This is a genomic window from Martelella mediterranea (genome assembly GCF_021021415.1).
GTDB classification, from domain to species: Bacteria; Pseudomonadota; Alphaproteobacteria; order Rhizobiales; family Rhizobiaceae; genus Martelella; species Martelella mediterranea_C.
Window position 1 is genome coordinate 19,320 of record NZ_JAINWJ010000013.1, and the last position, 19,106, is coordinate 38,425.

11 protein-coding genes, 1 tRNA gene and 1 pseudogene are annotated in these 19,106 nt (G+C 61.8%); 8 read left to right on the plus strand and 5 right to left on the minus strand.

What is annotated here, in order from left to right:
• Positions 1-3: 3 nt before the first annotated feature.
• Positions 4-2,892 (minus strand): hypothetical protein, encoded by a 2,889-nt coding sequence (locus K7H91_RS10360; RefSeq protein ID WP_230720156.1) that lies wholly within the window; start codon positions 2,890-2,892, stop codon positions 4-6.
• 401 nt (positions 2,893-3,293) lie between these two features.
• On the opposite strand from K7H91_RS10360, the gene bcsN reads away from it, so the two are divergent.
• From bcsN to K7H91_RS10375, 3 genes are all read left to right on the plus strand, one after another.
• Positions 3,294-4,505, plus strand: a complete 1,212-nt coding sequence (gene bcsN / locus K7H91_RS10365) for a cellulose biosynthesis protein BcsN (protein ID WP_230720157.1) — start codon at positions 3,294-3,296, stop codon at positions 4,503-4,505.
• Between the two features lie 225 nt (positions 4,506-4,730).
• A complete protein-coding gene (gene bcsA, locus K7H91_RS10370; RefSeq protein WP_230720158.1) occupies positions 4,731-6,920 on the plus strand; it encodes a UDP-forming cellulose synthase catalytic subunit in 2,190 nt (729 codons plus the stop codon).
• Positions 6,920-9,274, plus strand: coding sequence for a cellulose biosynthesis cyclic di-GMP-binding regulatory protein BcsB (locus K7H91_RS10375; RefSeq protein WP_230720159.1), 2,355 nt, complete (start codon positions 6,920-6,922; stop codon positions 9,272-9,274). The genes bcsA and K7H91_RS10375 overlap by 1 nt, the downstream gene beginning before the upstream one ends.
• Here the strand turns inward: K7H91_RS10375 and K7H91_RS10380 are convergent.
• Entirely contained in the window at positions 9,262-10,188 is a 927-nt protein-coding gene (locus K7H91_RS10380) for an ROK family protein (protein WP_419197472.1), read from the minus strand. The two genes, K7H91_RS10375 and K7H91_RS10380, sit on opposite strands and share 13 nt — an antisense overlap.
• A gap of 582 nt (positions 10,189-10,770) precedes the next feature.
• Between K7H91_RS10380 and K7H91_RS10385 the strand changes: the two are divergent.
• Positions 10,771-11,256, plus strand: a pseudogene (locus K7H91_RS10385) (type IV secretory system conjugative DNA transfer family protein); the annotation flags it as partial.
• Positions 11,257-11,367: 111 nt separating this feature from the next.
• Here the strand turns inward: K7H91_RS10385 and K7H91_RS10390 are convergent.
• Positions 11,368-14,871, minus strand: coding sequence for an autotransporter outer membrane beta-barrel domain-containing protein (locus K7H91_RS10390; RefSeq protein WP_230720162.1), 3,504 nt, complete (start codon positions 14,869-14,871; stop codon positions 11,368-11,370).
• A 554-nt stretch (positions 14,872-15,425) separates the two neighbouring features.
• Between K7H91_RS10390 and K7H91_RS10395 the strand changes: the two genes are divergently transcribed.
• Together K7H91_RS10395 and K7H91_RS10400 are read left to right on the plus strand one after the other, a co-directional pair.
• On the plus strand, positions 15,426-15,731 hold the full coding sequence (locus K7H91_RS10395) for a hypothetical protein (protein ID WP_230720163.1): 306 nt from the start codon (positions 15,426-15,428) through the stop codon (positions 15,729-15,731).
• A 7-nt stretch (positions 15,732-15,738) separates the two neighbouring features.
• Positions 15,739-16,074 carry a tyrosine-type recombinase/integrase gene (locus tag K7H91_RS10400; protein ID WP_230720164.1) on the plus strand — a complete coding sequence of 112 codons (336 nt, stop codon included), beginning with the start codon at positions 15,739-15,741 and terminating at the stop codon, positions 16,072-16,074.
• 40 nt (positions 16,075-16,114) lie between these two features.
• On the opposite strand, the gene K7H91_RS10405 is transcribed toward K7H91_RS10400, so the two are convergent.
• Positions 16,115-16,189 (minus strand) — tRNA-Val (locus K7H91_RS10405).
• Positions 16,190-16,270: 81 nt separating this feature from the next.
• Complete coding sequence (gene cpdR / locus K7H91_RS10410) at positions 16,271-16,633, minus strand: cell cycle two-component system response regulator CpdR (protein ID WP_018064862.1); 363 nt, start codon at positions 16,631-16,633, stop codon at positions 16,271-16,273.
• A gap of 158 nt (positions 16,634-16,791) precedes the next feature.
• Here cpdR and K7H91_RS10415 point away from each other — a divergent pair, with 158 nt between their 5' ends.
• Entirely contained in the window at positions 16,792-17,703 is a 912-nt protein-coding gene (locus K7H91_RS10415; protein ID WP_230720165.1) for an N-formylglutamate amidohydrolase, read from the plus strand.
• A gap of 316 nt (positions 17,704-18,019) precedes the next feature.
• Positions 18,020-18,793, plus strand: a complete 774-nt coding sequence (gene hisN, locus K7H91_RS10420; protein ID WP_230720166.1) for a histidinol-phosphatase — start codon at positions 18,020-18,022, stop codon at positions 18,791-18,793.
• Positions 18,794-19,106 lie beyond the last annotated feature (313 nt).

The following is a 19,106-nucleotide window of genomic DNA, read 5'->3' on the forward strand; positions in this document are numbered from 1 at the left end:
TCGTCAGTTGCTGCCCGGCAGGCCGAGCCGGTTGCGGGTGAGCGCAAGACCTTCCATGCCCTTGGGATTGCCCATTTCGGCAAGCGCGCTGAACACTTGATGGGCATCGGTGTAGCGACCGAGATTGTAATAGGCATAGCCCTTGATCACCATCAGACCGGTTTCTTCCGGCGCAAGCTGGTTGCGCTGGTTCAGGAGCAGCAGCGTATCCTGGTAATGCCCGCCCTGATAGGCGGCGATCGCGCGCGCCGAGAGGATATCGACCTGCAGGTTGAGCTGGCGTTCGCGGCTGAGCGGCTCCTGGGAGGCGGCGACGGCGGCCTTGTTGGTCAGGCCGAGGCGCATATAGGCAAGGCTTTGGCCATAGGCGGCTTCCTCGCGGTTTTTCGCCGATGACGAGCCGAGCGCGGTCTCGAAGGCGCGGGCGGCCTCCGTCGGTCGCTGCAGGTCCATCAGGCACCAGCCCTGGCGCAGCGCCGCATCAGGCGACAGGTTTTCGGCGGAACGCCCGCTCCAGCAGCTCGCGCCTGAGGAGGAAGACGTGCCGCCGCTGGACGCCACGCGCCGGGTCGACGTCGAGCTCGATGTGCGCACCACGGCCGGTTCGGCGTCGGCAACGGGTATCGCCGTGCCCTCGGGCAACTGGGTGCCGGCGGGAAGCCTTGAGACCATGATCTGGTCGCCGCTGGCATCGGCGGCGCCGACGACGTTCAGATAATAGGCGACCTGGAACTGGCGCAGATAGTCGCGATTGGCGTAGGCCTGTTCATCGAAGCGGTAGATCTCGGTTTTCTCCGAGGGCTGACCGGTGGTGTAGAACGCCGCCTGGATCTGGGCCGCGGACGGCTGATAGCGGTTCTGCTCCGGCTGAAGCGCGGTATTCAGCACGGTCACGGTCTGCACGCCGGTCACCGGATCGGTGCGGATCATCGAGCGCGGAATGCTGAGTCGTTCCAGTGCCTGGACGCGGCTTGCGGGGCTTCCTGGCGCTGCCGATTGCGCCGCCGCGCCGCCGCCATAGTAATACTGGTAATAATCCGGGACGTAATTGGCGGGCGCGGTATCGGCTTCCGCGCCGAGCCCGAGTGCGCCGGGTGCTGCGACCGGCGCGGTCAGGGCCACGCCATTCTGCGGCTGTCCGGGCGACGAGGGCATGGCGGTTGCGCCGATCGGTGTCTGCTGGCCGGTGGCGAGATCGATCTCGGCGATCGGCACGGCCACGGTGCGGCTGGTGCCGTTCGCTTCCTTCAGTACCGTCAGTTCGAACACGGTCGCCATCATGTTTTCAAGCGTGGTCACCGGCGCGTTGGGGTCGTTCAGCCAGGCGATGCGCTCGGAATAGGGCGCCCAGATCTTCTGCATCAGGTAGACGCCGGGCTTGTAGTTCATGTCGTTGAGCGTCAGCGTCACGCCATAGGCCGCGGGCTCATACCACGGCTGCCAGGAGAGTGCTGCCTCGAACCATTGGAGCGCCGCGAGCGGCTGGTTGAAATCCTTGGAGTACCAGCCGAACTGCTGGGCGGCGGTCATGCTCTTGGCTTCGGTGATGACATCGGCCATGCGGCTCAAAACATCGGTGGGATAATCCTTGCGCGGAATCCGGCCGAGCATCCGGACCGCGGCATTGAGATAGGTGTCGAGCGCCTCATCGCTGTCATTGCGCCAGGGATACATTACCGATTCGGCCTCTTCGGCCTTGTCCAGTTCGATCAGGATCAGCGCCAGTCCCTGCGAGATCGTGGCCGAATCGCCTTCTTCGCGGGCCTTGCGGAACCATGGTTCGGCGGCGTTCTCGCTGCCGCGGATCAGGAAATACCAGCCAAGCAGCTCGGCATCATTGGCGGAATTGGAGGTGTTGGCGAGTTTCTCCATCGCTGCGAGATCGTCGGGGGAGATGACGATGGTTTCGTCGTCGCCGGCTTCGGCGAAGCGGTCGCGCAGCAGGTTTTCGCTGATCTCCTGAAATTCGGGCATGTCCTGCTCGTCGGGACGCTCGAAGCTGATCAGCGTCTTCATGTCCTCATACGGCATGACGGCCAGCGCCTTCTGCAGCGTGGCGAGACGTTCCTGCGTATTGTCGCAGTTCTTCATGATATAGGTGTAGCTGTCCATCGCGCGGTTGAGCTTGTCGGTCTTGGCGAAGGCTTCGCTTACCAGCCACAGGACATTGATTTCCGCGCAGGTCAGGATGCTGGGCGATTGCGAGGCGAGATCGATGACCTTCTCGTATTCGCCGTCCTCCGACGCCTGGATCAGCGCGGACCGGTTTTCGGCGATCTGCAGGCGGTCGATCAGGTCGGCCGGCGGCAACCAGTTGGGCTCCTCGGTCTGGCGGGTCTGGATCAACTGGCGGACCTCGGCGTAATTGCCGCGCGCATAGGCCTGCCACATGGCGTTGAGCTGCTCGTCCTCGCCGTCCTCGACGGCCAGCGGATTGGCCGGCGGCGTCCAGTTGGGATAGAGCGAGCGCAGCCGCGAGATTTCCGCCTGGAGACGTTCCAGGTCGCCCTGCTGGGCGAAATAGCGCAGCGCGCTTTCATCGACCGCCGGGCGTTCCGGCTCCTGGGTCGGCTGGGCGGCAGGTTGCTGGGCCGGCTGGGAAGTCGAGGCGTTGGTCTGCGGCGTCGGGCTGTCGGGCAGATTGCGCAGATTGGTGGAGGGTTCCTGGGCCTGGGCTTCGCTCACCGCAGAAAAGCGCGGTTCGTCCGCCGGCGCGGGTGCCGGGGCGTCGTCATTGACGATGTTTTCATAGGCCTGGCTGAACGCGTCCGTCGGCTCGGCCAGCGCGGTGGAGACCGGAAGCTTGCGGCCGGGCGCGCCCATGCTGCCCATGCTGATTGCACCGATCATGGCGATCGCGCCTGCCGTCAGTGCAACATAAGTCAGCTTCATGGCATCCATACTCCGGCCGAGCGGCGGTTCCTGATACCGGAACCGGCTGTGCCCGCATTATTACCCGTGTGTTCACCGCCGGCATCGGCGCTCTCGCGATAGGGGAAGCCTTCATCCTTGGGTGCAGCGGAATTTGCGCGGCTTGGCATGTCGGGTCCCCTGTATCCGGCTTGCGGCGAACGTAATTTGATTCACTACAAACACGTATTGTCGTTAAGAAATATTAAAAACGGAGCGAATGTGGCCGAAGTTTTTGAGAATCCGTTAATTCTCCGATGCATCGCCACTGCCCCGCGTTAGTTCTTTATTTACCAAACTCTGAAAAATATGAATGCGGAATATAAAAGACCGGTCCGGGCTTTATGCCGCCCCGGCGGCGACAAACCAAGGTGTGCTCAAAGATGTCAATTGCCGTTGCCCGTCAGATCAGGTCCCGCTGCCGCGCGGCTTTGGGCCTTGTCGCCGCGGGCCTTCTGGCAAGCTGCGCCGGCAATCTGCTGCCGTACACGTCTTCGGTGCGCAATCTTCTTCCGGAAGAAGCCGTGATCATGCCGCCGCCCGGCGGCCCGGCGATCGTCTCGGTTCTCGAGGAGCAGTTTTCCAACGCCATCGACCAGCAGATCATGCTGCGCACCGATGCGCGCACGCCCGGCCAGAACGCGATCCACGCCGTCTTCTTCGGCACCCGCAACTATGCGCGGATGAATGGCAACAGCCTGTCCTATCAGTCGATCACCGACCGCCGCATCGATGAGGAGATGCGCGAGCAATTGCCCGGCGTGCGCATGGTTCGCTCACCCTATTACGTGCAGAACAATTACGGCCCGTTCGGCTATGCCTTCGGTCATGGCAGGGGCGACGATCTGTGCATGTATGGCTGGCAGCAGATCAGACCGGGACAGGACAGTCTCGCGGCTTTCGGCCAGGCCGGCACGATCCAGGTGCGGGTGCGCTTCTGCGAGGCCGGGGCCTCGGAGGACGACCTGCTCGGCATCATGTACGGCTACACGATCGCCGCCGCGGTCGATGCCTATGGCTGGAACCCCTACGGCGAGCAGGCCGGCCCGCCGCCGCTTCTGGGCGAAACCGGCGCGCCGACCTATCCGCGCAAGGCCTATGACCCAAGGCCCGAACGCGTCGCCGACACCGAGAAGGTGCTGAAATCCTCGACCGCCAGCACCGCGCCGGTGACCCGCGTGACCACGCGTCCAATCTCTACAGGCGACGAGATCAATGTCGATGTCGTGCGCCTGCCGCCGGGAAGCCTGCCGTCGGCCGGTTATGTCGGCACGCCCGCCATGCCCGGGGCCTATACGCCCGGCCTGCCCGCCGCGGGCGCGCCGGCCTCGAGCATCCCGACGCCGGGCCGTCAAACGCCTGCGGCCTCGACAAGCGCCGCGCCGGCGTCCGTCTCGCCCACGATCGGCGCGCCGCCATCCGCGCCGGCTTCGACCAGCATCCCAGTTCCCGCGCGTCCGTCCGCCGCCGCGTCGGCGACAGCACCGGCCAGCCCGGCTGCGACGAACTTCGGAACACCCGCTTCGGCCACTCGCTCGATCCCGGCGCCGCCATGCCGCCTGCTGCCGGGTTCAACGACAGTAAGCTGCGAGTAGTGTCCGGCGGCGGTTTGCGCCAGGATCAGGGTCCGGTCCTTCTGCTCGGGCGGATATCGCCATCGGACCGCAAAATTGTTAAAAATCAGACGGATAGGGCGGGCAAGCAATGACGGCACGGGCCGCTGCGCCGCGCGAGACCGGAAAAAAACTATATCCGCGCAAGACAATTTTTAGTTTTCTTGCGTATAAGTCCGGAATACTCCGTTCGTAAGGACCTGTTTAATGCGCAAGATCGCAATTACCATTGCCTGGATTATTACCGCGATCTTTATTCTCGGCCTCGTCACGCTTCCGATCGATCTTCGCACCCAGATCGTGGTGAGCTTTGTCGCCGTGGCGGTGATGCTGGTTCTCAAGCAGATGCATGCCGAGGGCAACTGGCGGCTGATCGCGCTGGCTTTCGGCACATCCATCGTGTTGCGCTACGTGTTCTGGCGCACCACCAGCACGTTGCCGCCAATCACCGAACTGCAGAACTTCATACCGGGCGTGCTGCTTTACTGCGCCGAGATGTTTTCCGTGGGCATGCTGGCGCTCAGCCTGTTCGTGGTCGCGCTGCCGCTGCCGGTGCGTCCGCGCTGGGGCAAGCTTGAGGGCGACCTGCCCTATGTTGATGTCTACGTCCCGTCCTATAACGAGGACTCGACGATGCTGGCCCACACGCTCGCCGCTGCCAAGGCCATGGAATATCCGGCGGAAAAGCTCAAGGTCTACCTGCTCGACGATGGCGGGACCGAACAGAAGCGAAACTCCAAGAACCTGGTGGAGGCGAGCCTTGCCCAGACGCGTCATCGCGAGCTGAGGCAGATCTGCGCCGAGCTCGGCGTCGGCTATATCACCCGTCCGCGCAACGAGCACGCCAAGGCGGGCAATATGAACCACGCGCTTCAATACACCACCGGCGACCTGATCGTGGTGTTCGATGCCGACCACGCGCCCGCCAATGACTTCCTTCAGGAAACGGTCGGCTACTTCATGGAAGACCCCAGGCTCTTCCTGGTCCAGACCCCGCATTTCTTCATCAATCCCGATCCGCTCGAGCGCAATCTCAGAACCTATGAGATGATGCCGAGCGAGAACGAGATGTTCTACGGCATCATCCAGCGCGGCCTCGACAAGTGGAACGCCTCGTTCTTCTGCGGCTCGGCCGCGGTGCTGCGCCGCGAGGCGCTGAACTCCGTGAACGGCTTTTCCGGCGTGTCGATCACCGAGGACTGCGAAACCGCCGTCGAACTGCATTCCAACGGGTGGAACAGCGTCTATGTCGACCGCCCGCTGATTGCCGGGCTTCAGCCAGCGACCTTCTCCTCGTTCATCGGGCAGCGCAGCCGCTGGGGGCAGGGGATGATGCAGATCCTGCGGTTCAAGTTCCCGCTGCTTCTGCGCGGGCTGAGCCTGCCGCAGCGGCTTTGCTACATGTCGTCGAACCTGTTCTGGCTGTTTCCCTTCGCGCGCGCCTCGTTCATGATCGCGCCGCTCTGCTACCTGTTCTTCGGCCTGCAGATCTTCGATGCCTCCGGCGGCGAGTTCCTGGCCTATACGCTGTCCTATCTGATCGTGAACATGCTGATACAGAACTATCTGTTCGGCCAGTTTCGCTGGCCCTGGATTTCCGAGCTCTACGAATACATCCAGACGGTTCATCTGATGCCGGCGGTGGTATCTGCGATCATCAATCCCAAGAAGCCGTCCTTCAAGGTGACGGCGAAGGACGAGTCTATCGAGCACAGCCGGCTTTCCGAAATCAGCCGGCCGTTCTTCATCATCTTCTTCATATTCGTCGCTGCCAGCGTGATGATGGTCTACCGGCTCTATGCCGAGCCCTATCTCGCGGGCGTTACCTGGGTTGTGGGCGGCTGGAACTTCCTCAACCTGTTCCTGACCGCCGCCGCGCTCGGCGTTGTCTCGGAAGCCGGCGAACGCCAGAAGGCGCGGCGCATCAAGATGTCGCGCCGTTGCGAACTGGTGATCGGCGACAGCGTCTATCGCGGCACGATCGAGGATGTCTCCACCGATGGCGCGGGGCTTCAGGTCCAGGTGCGCGATCTCGACCGCCTGCGCCCCGGCACTCATGCGCTGCTTCGGGTCGAGCCGCATCGCGGCGGCGATGCCGGCGAGGTGCCGGTGATGATCCGCCACGCCCGCTCGCTCGGCGAACTCGCCATGGTCGGCTGCCGTTACGCGCCCGTCTCGAGCTTGCATTTTTCGGTGATTTCCGATCTCATGTTCGCCAATTCGGAGCGCTGGCAACAGCTTCTCCAATCGCGCAAGAATGACCCAGGCACGCTTGCCGGCACATTCTGGTTCATCAAGATGTCGGTGCGACAGATGGGCCGCGGCATGAGCTATTTCATCGGGAAGTATCAGCCGAACACGGGCGGCGGCGCCGCGCGGGCGAAGGGCAAGAGCTGATGAAACGGATCCTGCTTTTTCTGGCATTTATACTGGCCGGCGTTCCGCTCGCCTCGGCACAGACGACAACGCCGCCGGCCTCGTCGGGCACCGTTGCGCCGTTCGACATGGGCAGCGACGGCTCCGGCCCGCTTCCGCGCGCGCCCTCTGCCCCGTCTACACCGTCTTCGCCCGCCGCCACGCCCGAGCCGGTTGCCGAAACGGTGCCGTTTTTCCGCTATATCGTGCCCGCCGACCAGATGCGGCTTGAGGGCGAGAACGGCGAGCGCGCCTGGTCCGTCTATCTGACCGAAGCCCAGGCGAAATCGGCGTCGCAATTCAATATCGGCTATCAGAATTCGATCTTCGTGGCGCCGGAATATTCGAAGCTGTCGATTTCCTTCAACAATGTGGAAATCGCGGCGCCGCCGCTTGATTCCTCCGAGCGCAAGTCCGACCTGCGCTTCGAGGTGCCCGCTGGCGTGTTGAAGCCGGGCTACAACCAGTTCTCAATCAAGTTCAAGCAGCGCCACCGCACCGATTGCGACCTCGATTCGACCTATGACCTGTGGACCGACATCGACCCGGAACGGACCTTTCTGATCTTCGGCGACGCGGCCACCGCCGAGCTTTCCTCGATCGGCGATATCCGCGCCGTCGGCGTCGATGCGATCGGGCGGACGCAGTTTCATATCGTGGCACCTGGCCTTACCGATACGATCGCGGGGGATCCGCTGCTGGAGCTGGCGCAGGGCCTCGCTCTGCTGTCGGACATGCCGAACACCTATTTCACCTATTCCACCTCCGAGCCGGTGAAATTCGCCTCCGGCGTGCTGCCGGTCTATGTCGGAACCCCGGATGAGCTCCGCCCGCTGCTCGGCGATGCGCTGCCGGATATCGGCACGGCGCAATCGGCGCGCTTCATCGGCACCAACGCGCTCGGCCAGAGCGTGCTGGTTCTGGTCGCGCCATCCTGGCAGCGGATCGGCCCGCTGATCGACGGCATCACGGAGCCCGCCGCCCGCAGCGCCGCGATGAAGGACGAGGCTTATTCCACCCATTCCTGGCGCAAGCAGGACACCCAGCTTCTGACCGGTCACAAGACGCTGACCTTCGAACAGCTCGGCATTCCGACCCAGGAATTTTCGGGCCGCGTGTTCCGTGCCGAGTTCACGATTGGCCTGCCTGCCGATTTCTACGCCGACGCCTATGGCGAGGCGCGGCTGATGCTTGACGCCGCCTACGGGCCGATCGTGCTGCCGGGAAGCCGGCTGCACGTGTTCGTCAACGATCAGCTTGCCGCCACATGGCCGATCAGCACCGTCAACGGCGCAGTGCTCCGGCGCACGCCGGTGCGCTTCACCATGCGCCACATGAAGCCGGGCGTGAACAAGATCGTGCTGGAAGCCGCACTTCTGACCAAGGAAGATGCCGCCTGCCTGCCGGGCGCGACTGCTGACGACACGCCGCGCTTTGCCGTGTTCGACACCACCGAATTCGTCATGCCGAATTTCGGCCGCGTCGCGCAGGTGCCGGATCTGTGGGCGACCAGCGGCACGGGCTTCCCCTATTCGCGCGATAAGGCACGCATCCCGCTCTATATCGACACGCTCAGCGCGGATACGCTTTCCTCCGCTTCCGATTTCGTCGCCAAGCTTGCCAATGCCGCGCGCGCGCAGATACCGGTGGACGTGGTGCATTCGGTCGAGGATGTGGGTGAGGGCGACGCGATCTTCCTCGGCTCCATCGGGCAATTGCCGACGCAGGCGCTCCGTCAGACCCAGATCTCGCAGACCAGCCGCAGCGTGTGGACGCAGCAGGTCGGCGGCGAGGCCAATTACAACGAAGCGCCGGAAACCACGATCGAAGAGTGGGACGAGCAGGTCACGGCCGGCTGGTACAACTGGATCTTCGAGGTCGAGAAATATCTCAAGCGCAATTACGACCTGTCCTTCGAAACGCTGCGCTTTCTGCCGCGCCCGGATTCCGACTATCTGCCGCCGAACTCGATCTCGATGATCATCGCGCAGGAGCCGAGCCCGAACAGCGACGGGGCCTGGACGATGATTTCGGCGCCGTCTCAGGAAAACCTTTCCAACGGCATGGCCGCGCTGATGAAGCGCCAGCACTGGGATGCGGTGCAGGGAAGGGTCACGACCTATAACCGCAATACCGGCGTGATCGACAATGTCGGCATCGGCGCGACCGACTTCATCTTCGATACGCCGTTTTCCATCAGCAACATCCGCCTGGTGCTGACGAACTGGTTCTCCACCAACACGATGTCGTTCTCGCTGGCGCTGGTGATCTTCTCGGTGCTGCTCGGGATCGCCACCAAGGCGATGCTGACCCGTTACGGCCGCTACGAGGACTGAGCCTGCTTTTGAAAGGCGATGGCGGCCGCGCCCGCCAGGCCGGGTTCGGCCCCGCTTGTGGCGGGCACCACCAGCGGCCGGTCAAACTTCCATAGCGTGAGCGGACGCACCGCCTCGTCGATTGCCGCGAGCAGATCGTGGGCGCCTGCAAGCCCGCCGCCGGCCGGCACGATGGTGGCCCCGGTCAGGTTGACGCAGACCGCGAGCGGCCCCGCGATGAGATCGAGATAGACGCTGACGGTGCGGGTCGCCGCGACCTCCGCCGCCCGCCACGCCTCCAGGATGGCTCTCGAATCGAGCGGAGTGCCGTGAAGATGGGCATGCAGCCGCTCGATGCCGCGAGCGCCGGCAACAGTGTCGAGGCAGCCGGAAAGGCCGCAGCCGCAGGCAAAATGCGGTATCGCGATGCCGCCCGCCATGGTCGGCGCGATCGGCCCGTGGCCCCATTCCCCGGCAAAGCCGCCGCCGGCATTGATCAGCCGTCCGCCGGATACCAATCCGCCGCCGACGCCGGTGCCGAGAATGATGCCGAACACGATCTGGTGGCCGCGCCCCGCGCCGAACACGGCCTCGGCCACGGCAAAGCAATCCGCGTCATTGGCGATGACGACCGGAATGCCGGTGAGCGCCTGAAGGTCGGCGGAAAGATCGGTATCGTGGATCGCCGGAATGTTGGCGACGATCATCCGTCCGGTCTCGGGATCAACAACGCCGGCAAGCGAGATCGCGATCGCATCGGGTTTATGCGCGAGCTCCGCGGCAATGCCGGCAAGGCGCGCGAGAAACGCCTCGCGGTCATGCGCGGGCGTATCGAAACGCGAAACCTCACCCGGCGCGCCGCCATCAAAGGCGGTCGCCGCCCGGATTGACGTGCCGCCGATATCGAAACTCAAAACGCAAAATGCCATGTCCATTCCCTCAGCCCGCCGCGCTCCGGGATGAATGGGGCGGCGGCTGGAAAAGACCTATCGCATTTCGCCGCCAGGGGGAATCGCCTGAAATGCGCGAAATGCGATAAGCGAAAGCTGATTCTTATTCGCCTGGACCGGGCGGCAAAACGCGAAAAGGCTTCCGCATATGCGAAAGCCCTTCAAATTCCGTCAATGAGATGGTGGGCGCGACAAGGATCGAACTTGTGACCCTACGATGTCAACACAGCTTCAAGCCTGAGCTCCGTTATAACATCGGCGATAGGGCCTAGCTTCAAGCGTCTATGTTCTTTGCATGTTCTGCTTTTCCTTGGGCGAAAACTGGGCGCCTATGACAGCTTCGTTTCCGGGGTCGTGATAGCGGGTTGCTTTTCAGCGAGGCTGCATTCTTCTCATTGTGAACAATGGGGAGGGAGCTATGCTTAGCAGCTATTCTCCCTCCGTAGCCCTTTTGAAAACGAGCCTTGTTTCTCGTACCTGCGCTCGCGATCCTGAACTCGCGTTGGCGTTGATGGGCGTGGCGCTGGCTCTGAAGCTCCTCGCCTCGAAGGCTCCGACAGGCCGCAGAAAAACGTACTGCTCGTGCTTGATGAGTTCGTCTGGCTTGGCCGCATGGAAAAGCTGGTCAATATCGCCAATGTCGCCGCCGGTTGCGGCATTGAGGCGCTGTTCATCACGCAGGACAAGGGACAGATCGAAAGCGTGTACGGCAGGGGCGACACGGCCAGCATCCTCGGCTCATGCGTCACCACCCGGATATTCGGGCTCGGTCGCGCTGAATACGAAACTGCAAGCTGGGCCGCCAATGCGCTTGGCGATCAGACTGTTTTGACCCGCAGCCGCCAGCGCGCCGTCAAGCTCGGTCAAAACCCACGTATCACGACCAGTGAAAGTCGCCAGAAACTCATGACCGCTGACCAAATACTGGAGCTGAAAGCGGGCAAGATGTTGCTGCTTATGGGGTCAAAAAGGCCGTTGATAGTTGATGCGGTTGTCTCTCATGACAGCACAATCTATGAGGGGAAAATGAACAGTAACCCAATGTTAAATTGACGAATTGATGCGCCACTCATCGGCAAAGATCGCGCCAAACAGAAAAAAAGCCGGGACCTGGCCCGGCTTTCAAGTTGCGCTCAAGTCGCGCCTCGTTATTGCTTGAGCTAATTACCAGCGAACCATGAGGCCGGCCTTGCCGGCGATGCTGTAATTGCCCTGTGTGTCGCCGAAGCCTGCGAGGCCGGAAATCTCGCCATAGGCGGCATATTTGCCGTCCGCCCAGGAATAGGTGCCGCCGATGCCGGCTTCGCCATACAGGCCCTGCAGATCGCTGTGAAGCGAAACGCCGCTGATCTCGACGCTTGTGCCCTCAAGGAATTCATAGTGCACATTGGCGATGGTGTAGATGCCGGCCGAGCGCATCTTGCCGGCATCATCCTGCCAGGTGACCATCTCGTCCGTCGAAAGCCCAAGCCGAAGCCGAAGGCTGTCATTGTTGCCAAGCGAGACATTCTCGCCGTAAGCGGCGCTGTTGAAATCGTCGAAAGAGATCATGGCGTAAGTCAACTGCGCCTGCGGTGTCAGTGAGGCCCGATCCGACAGCGCGAAGCTCTTGCCGATTTCGATCGAGGTGGAAAAGCCGGAGCCCTGGTTGCCGTCGGCAAGCGTTCCGAGCGTATCGCCCTTCAGATCGCTGTCATACCACTGGAACTGCGCCTGACCATCGGCATAGAAGCCGTTGTCTTCATACCAGGTCAGGGTCGCGCCCAGGCCATAGCCATCGACACTCGTCTTGCCGTTGCCGAAGGCGGACGTGGTATCGGCAAAGCCGTTGAGATATTTTGCGTAGACTCCGCCTATTAGTTGGCCGTTTTCGCCATTGCTGAACAGGCCGTCGACGCCGATATTCAGCGCCCAGTGCGCAAAATCGGTTTCATAGCTTGTGGCGGCGGATTTCGGCTCGAAATGGTCATGTGTGGCGTCGATCCGGCCCCACACAGCGTCGAGGTCGGCGCCCTGGTCGGTGACGCGGCCCGCCTTGCCGTCATAGACATCACGTTCGCCGATGCGCTGGCGCAGCGTGGGGAGCCGTCCAAGCGCCATCAGCATCTGGGGATAGGCCTCATAGACCGGGACCGCCGGCTGATACGTGCCATCGGTGCCCAGGTAGAAATCCCCCGTTGCGAAGAACAAATCGTAGAGATAGGCGCCGGAGCCGATCGGGCCGCCGGAAAGCGCGAAATCCCCGGCCGCGCTAGTACCGGCCACATCGACGACCAGCACGTCATTGCCGGTTGCATATCCGGAGGTCGCATTGTTGATGCTGAGCAGCGTCGGGCCGCCGGTCACATCGCCGTTCACCGTCAGAACATCCGCAGTGTCATTGGCAAAGTTCACATCGACGGCCAGCGTGCCGGTTCCGGCGTAATTGCCGAGAACAACGACATTGCTGCGGGGGCTGCCGTCCTGCATGGTCAGCAGCCCGTTATTGACAAGATTGCCGGCGACAGAAAGCGACGTGCCGCCAAAGCTCGCGGTGCTGCCGGCGCCGATGTCGAGATTGGCGTTGAGATTGCCGGTCTGAGCCGTCCAGGCCAGCGTCGAATTGTTCAGGAACAGGCCCTGGCCCGGCGCGGTGCTGATGTCCCAGGCCGCGCTGGTGACCGAAAGGGTCGTGTTCTCCAGCGTGACCTCGTCCCAGTAAACGATCGTCGCGCCGGCATCGGTCGTCGCGTTGACGCCCGAGAAGGTGATCGTGTCATAAGTCGTGGCGGCCAGCGTTCCGGCGGCATCGTCGCCGCTGAAAATCTGCGAGCCGTCATACCCGGAAGAGGAAATCGCAGCGGTATCATTGCCGCCGCCGGCATAGTAACCGCCGGCAAACGCGCCTGCGCTCCAGGTGAATGTGTCGGCTCCATCGGCCGCATCGGCCGTCATGCCATCGCCATAGATGTTTCCGGTCCAGCTTCCGCCTGAAATGGTAAGGCTGTCATCACCGAGATTGAGAATGCCGTCGCCGGTGACCATGCCTGCGGATGTGACGGTTATGTTGCCGCCCGAGGTGAGGCCGAAACCTTCCGAATCCGTGTCGGCGTCCACCAGCGCAATGCCGCTCGCCGAACCGTCGATGACGGCTGCCGATCCGATATCGGCCGTTCCGCCCAGGGGGCCGAAAGCGTAGATCGCGGCGCCGGTGCCGCTGCCCGCAGTGACCGTGCCGCCCAAGACTTCGACCGCATAGCCGCCATAGATCGTCTCGGTATTGATGCCGTGCGCGTCTGCGCCCGATGCACTCACGCTGCCGGCCGTCATGTAGACGTTGGCGTCGCCGGTCCCGCGGGTGTAGTTCAGGATGCCATGGGCGTTATTGCCGCTTGCTGAGATCGAGCCGCCGTTCACCCGAACGGTGGCCTCCCCGGTCGCGGCCAGGTCGAAGATATGGTTGTAGATTGCATGGGCCGTGTCGCCTTCGGTGACGACCGAACCGCCGGAGACTGTCGTCAACGCATCGCCCTGCCCGCCGATGAAGCTGTGAAGACCGTAACCGCCGCCGCGTGCCTCCACCGTGCCAGCGCTCATGGTGATCACGGCGTTGCCCGTGGAAGCGCCGCTGACGACGCGAGACTCAACGGCGTTGCCGCTCCCGAGCGTGGTAATCGATCCACCGCTGACATCGACTGTTACGTCTGCCGTTGAGGAACCAGCAACATTATAGGCGTATATGCCCTGGGCAAGTGCGCCCTCGGTCTGGATTACGCCCTGGCGCATGAAAACGTCGACCGCCCCGCCGCCTAGTGAATGCGCTTCGATGCCATGTGCCGAACTGCCTTGGGTTGTTATCGATGTGCCGGAAAAATCGGCCGTCACATTACCGCTGCTGTTGGTAACATAGGCGTCGATACCTCCGGAGTTCGCTCCCTCTGTCGAAATAGTGGCGTCACCGCGCACAATCACCGTGGCATCGCCGGCGAAACCTCCTGAACGGCTCCTGACGGCAGTTGCGTTGTTGGCGAGCGTGGTGACGGATCCACCCGAAAGATCAACCAAGGTATCGACGCTGCCGGTGCCGCCATTGGCAAAAAGTCCGTTTGCGGTCGCACCGGCCGTACTCACCGTGCCGCCTCTCATTTCGATCGTGGCAACAGAACCGGCCTGGCCGCCCACAACCCCGGCATAAACGGCGTGGGCTCCAAAGCCTGTAGCGGAAATGTCGGCGTTGCCTGAGACATTTACTGTTGCTGTTACGACCGTGCCGAACGAGCCGGATTGGGCGTTGACGGCATAAGCCGAGTCGCCGGTGGTGGAAACCTGACCGCTGCTAACGGAAACGGAGGTGGCTCCCAGTTGGCTTGTCGCGCTGATGGCATACTGGCTGTTGCCAGTCGTGGATATCGTGCCGAAACTGATGGCCTGGATAGCGACAGGATTGGTCGAAGTTGGGTCGTTCGTGACCGAGACCGCTGCCCCGGCGGTCGTCACATCAAGCGTCCCTGTACCGCCGTCATCGATGATCAGCGTCAGGCCGTCGACGCCCGTGTAAGCGATATCATCGCCCGGGCCGGTCGTGTAGGTCGTATTGTTGCAGGTGATGGTGTCGTTCGTGCCAGCAGGCGCGCCGCATTCATCGGCGGCAATCGCGCGGCCGGAAAAGTTGCCAATCAGAGGTTGCATCAGCGGCGTGACAGACACCATGAATGCCGCGATGGCGATCGTGGAAGTCTCGCGCCAAAAGGGCTGAGCCCGCTTTTTTTGGACAGCATTCTCTATGGAATTTTTTACTGCGCCTGCTCGCGGCATGGTGGTCCCTCTCTCTAGAAGCGCCAACACGAAGTCCCGTGTCGGTTGACGGCGTTTACTTTTATTCTCTTTTATTAATAATAAGAAAATTTCAACATGTATTTGCGGATATATTTATAAAATACTTATTTTAGCTTTCGCTAAAGAAAGTATTTTAGAGTAAGACACGGTAAATGAAGGCTTACTATTTTGAGTTGAGTTAAGGAAAAATGCCTTACATAGTGGTATTTTTCGGGTTGAAAATTTGGGGATAAGAAGAAGTATTTACTTACGTAATAAGGCCCTCGTTACACAAAGATGTGATTGCAAAAGGTATGTTTTACCGCCCGCGTTTCAGGGGCGGAGGCCTGCCGTTCGGTGCACAACGCAGAGCTGATTCCGTCGTATTTGACAATTGTCATTATCGCAGGACTTTGCAGTCGGTTGCGATGACTGATCTCCGCAATAAAGGCGGGCGAATCTGGTATGAGAAGCGTGAGCCGGCAAAGAGCAGCAGCGTGCCCTACCGGCAGGTCATCTCGGAGTGCCCGCTCGATCAGATCGACGACCAAACCGTCTTCCTGCGTTTGATGACCAATATCATTCTCGGCACGGCGGTTCGCCTGGAAGGCTCCGACAGGCCACAAGAGAACGTACTGCTCGTCCTTGATGAATTTGTCAGGCTTCGCCGCATGGCAAAGCCGGTCAGTACCGCCGAGGGCAGGGGCACTTCGAAACCAATAAGCGTCGCATGAAAATCTCGTGGCTCATGTACAGCGCCGGAGGCGTCTGACAACTCATGGGCCCATCGAGTATCACGGTCGGCTGATCTTGAAAGAGAGGACGGCTTTTAAACGTGCCCGCACTTTGGCAGGCCTTGATGAAGCCGTAACGCCGCACGTATTGCGACACACGTGTGCTACGTGGCAGCGGCAAAGAGGCGAGGATATCTGGGCCGTCGCGGGCTTTCTAGGGACGTCGGCGAAGGTTATCAGCGAGACTTATGGCCACCATTCTCCCGAACACCTAAAAACCGCCAAAAGGCGGTTTCGTGGGCCAAAATTGGACGATCAGACCGAAAAGGGTGAGTCGCAATGAAAGCTGAATGTTAAAGCCCTTGCGACACAAGGGGAACGGATGGTGGGCGTGACAAGGATCGAACTTGTGACCCCTACGATGTCAACGTAGTGCTCTCCCGCTGAGCTACACGCCCATCCGTGGCGCGGTGTATTCCAAAATTTGGCGGCGGCGTCAACTTATTTCTGAAGCTTTTTTGACGGGGGCTGCGGGCCTTTCAGGCGGCCAGCACCTTTTCAACCTCATCGACCAGATCGCGCAGGTGGAACGGCTTGGAAAGCACCTTGGCATCCTTCGGGGCCTGCGAATCGGCATTCAGCGCCACGGCGGCGAAACCGGTGATGAAGATCACCTTGAGGTCGGGGTCGAGCTCGGTGGCGCGGCGCGCCAGTTCGATCCCGTCCATTTCCGGCATGACGATGTCGGTCAGAAGCAGCGAGAACGGCTCCTCGCGCAGCCGGTCATAGGCGCTTGCGCCATTGTCGAAAGCGGCGACCTGGTAGCCCGCCTTTTCCAGCGCCTTCACCAAAAAACGGCGCATGTCATCGTCATCTTCCGCAAGCAGGATTTTCATCAGCATCAGCTCAACCATTCCGGCGCATATTAACGGTCTGATAGACCCTCTGTCGTAAACAAGCAATAAAGACGGCCCCAAACTTTTCACGCTCCCGCAAGGCGGCTTGGCAGGAGGGGCCGGGCGTCCTAGATTTCGTCCATTGAAGCGCCGAAGGAGCAAGGGTGACAGAGCTGGGCAGACAGGAGCGTCAGGCGGACGGCGACGGCCGGAATGTGTTCTTCGAGGTGATCCGTCCCGAGGAGCAGACCCTGCCGCTGGTCTTCAACTCGCCGCATTCGGGCCGGGTCTATACAAGCGAATTCCTCGCCGCCTCGCGGCTTGATGCGCAGCAGATTCGCCGCTCGGAAGATCTTTATGTCGACGAGCTGTTTTCGGCCGCGCCCGCCTTTGGCGCGCCGTTGCAGCGGGCGTTCTTTCCCCGCGCCTTCCTCGATGTCAATCGCGAGCCGTTCGAGCTCGATCCGCGGATGTTTTCCGGCCCGCTGCCCGCCCATATCAACGCGGTCTCGCCGCGAGTTATCGGCGGGCTCGGCACCATTCCGAAGATCGTGGCGGAGAACATGCCGATCTATGACGCGCCGCTCGATGTAGCGGAGGGGTTGTCGCGGATCGAGTGGATCTACCGGCCCTATCATCAGAGCCTCAAGGCGCTGCTGCAGGAGACGCGGCGCAATTTCGGACGCGCGGTGCTGATCGACTGCCATTCCATGCCCGGAACGGTGTCGGTCGGCGGGCATCGCCGGCGACCGGATTTCATCATCGGCGATCGCTACGGCACCAGCGCCTCGGCGGCGATCGCCTATGCCGCGATCTCGATCCTGGAGGGCATGGGGTTCTCCACCGCCTACAACAAGCCTTATGCTGGCGGCTTCATCACCGAGCATTACGGCCGCCCGGCGGCCGATTGCCACGCGCTGCAGATCGAGGTCTCGCGCCGGCTCTATGCCGATGAGGCGAGCCTGCAGAAGAAGCCGGAATTCGTCGCGGTCAAGCAGGCGGTCAACCTGTTCATCGGCGAGTTCGCGGCGTTTTTGAGGGAAGAGGGGGGGGCGCCCGGCCTTGCGGCGGAATGATCCTGCCAAAAAAAACCGCGCTTGTGGCGCGGTTAAGTCTAGGGAGGAAACACCCAAGGAGGGTATTCACAGTCGAAAGACTGTAATTGAACCTTAGATGACGGGTTGATGACTGTCAAGCAAATTTGCCTGATATTTGCGCATCATCGACCAATGTCTAATTTTTACGCGTAGAGCCTATTTTTTACGCGGGTTTTCTTCCCGGCAGAGCTGTTTTCCCGATCCACATCCATTTTCTTTCCATCAGACTGTGGCGGGGCGCGCGAATTCGGGCGATACGCGCGAATACAGACCAATACCGAACCAAGGACATGCCATGCTGCCCGACCGCAAATTCTTCGAGACGCTCGCCGCCGCCGCCGCCGCCGAGACCCTGCCGCGGTTTCGCTCCGGCCTGGATGTCGACAACAAGCTGGCCGGCGGTTTCGACCCCGTCACCGAAGGCGACCGGGCGGCCGAACGGGCGATCCGGACGCTGATCGGCGAGCACTATCCCGATCACGGCATTCTCGGCGAGGAGCACGGCGCGGAGGGGCTGGAGCGTGAACATGTCTGGGTCATCGACCCGATCGACGGAACGCGGGCCTTTATCTCCGGCGTGCCGGTCTGGGGGACGCTGGTGGGCTTCTATCGCAATGGCCGGGCCATGATGGGTCTGATGGATCAGCCCTTTACCGGCGAGCGCTATTTCGCCGATGGCGGGCAGAGCCATTATGCCGGCCCCGGCGGGCCGCGCGTTTTGAAGACGCGGCGATGCGAGGCGCTTGAAGACGCGGTGATGTTCACCACCTCGCCGCGCATCATCGCCGGCCACCTTCAGGCAGGCTACGACCGGCTCGAGGCGCGCGTGCGTCTCGCCCGCTACGGCACGGATTGTTATGCCTATTGCCTTCTGGCGGCAGGGTTCGTCGATCTGGTGGTGGAAACCGGGCTCCAGCCCTATGACATCGGCGCCCTGATCCCGATCATCGAGCAGGCGGGCGGCGTGGTCACGACGGTTGAAGGCGGTCGGGCGGAAGATGGCGGCGACATCGTCGCGGCGGCAACGCCGGCGCTGCACGCGGCGGCGCTTGCGGTGCTCAACGGCTGAATTGCCGGCCCTGAGTGCCGGATCTCCACCAAAAAAAGGACCGGAACCCGCCGCTTGAACAGGGGTAAAAGCGGCTCGGTTCCGGCCAAGGTTCCCCGTCGCCGCTGGGTCAAGAGCGACAACGGTGCCGGGACGGGTGCGCCGTAGTTCCCGGCGAGGAAATGAATGCCCCATTTCCCCTGAACGGAGCTGCAATACGGCATTCATTTCCCGTTCATCCATAAGGCGAGTTGGCGCTATCTGCAATCGCGGGTAGCGTGTTTGCGGTTGCGTGGCGTTTACGGGCGACGAAACTCTTGAAATAATATCGGCA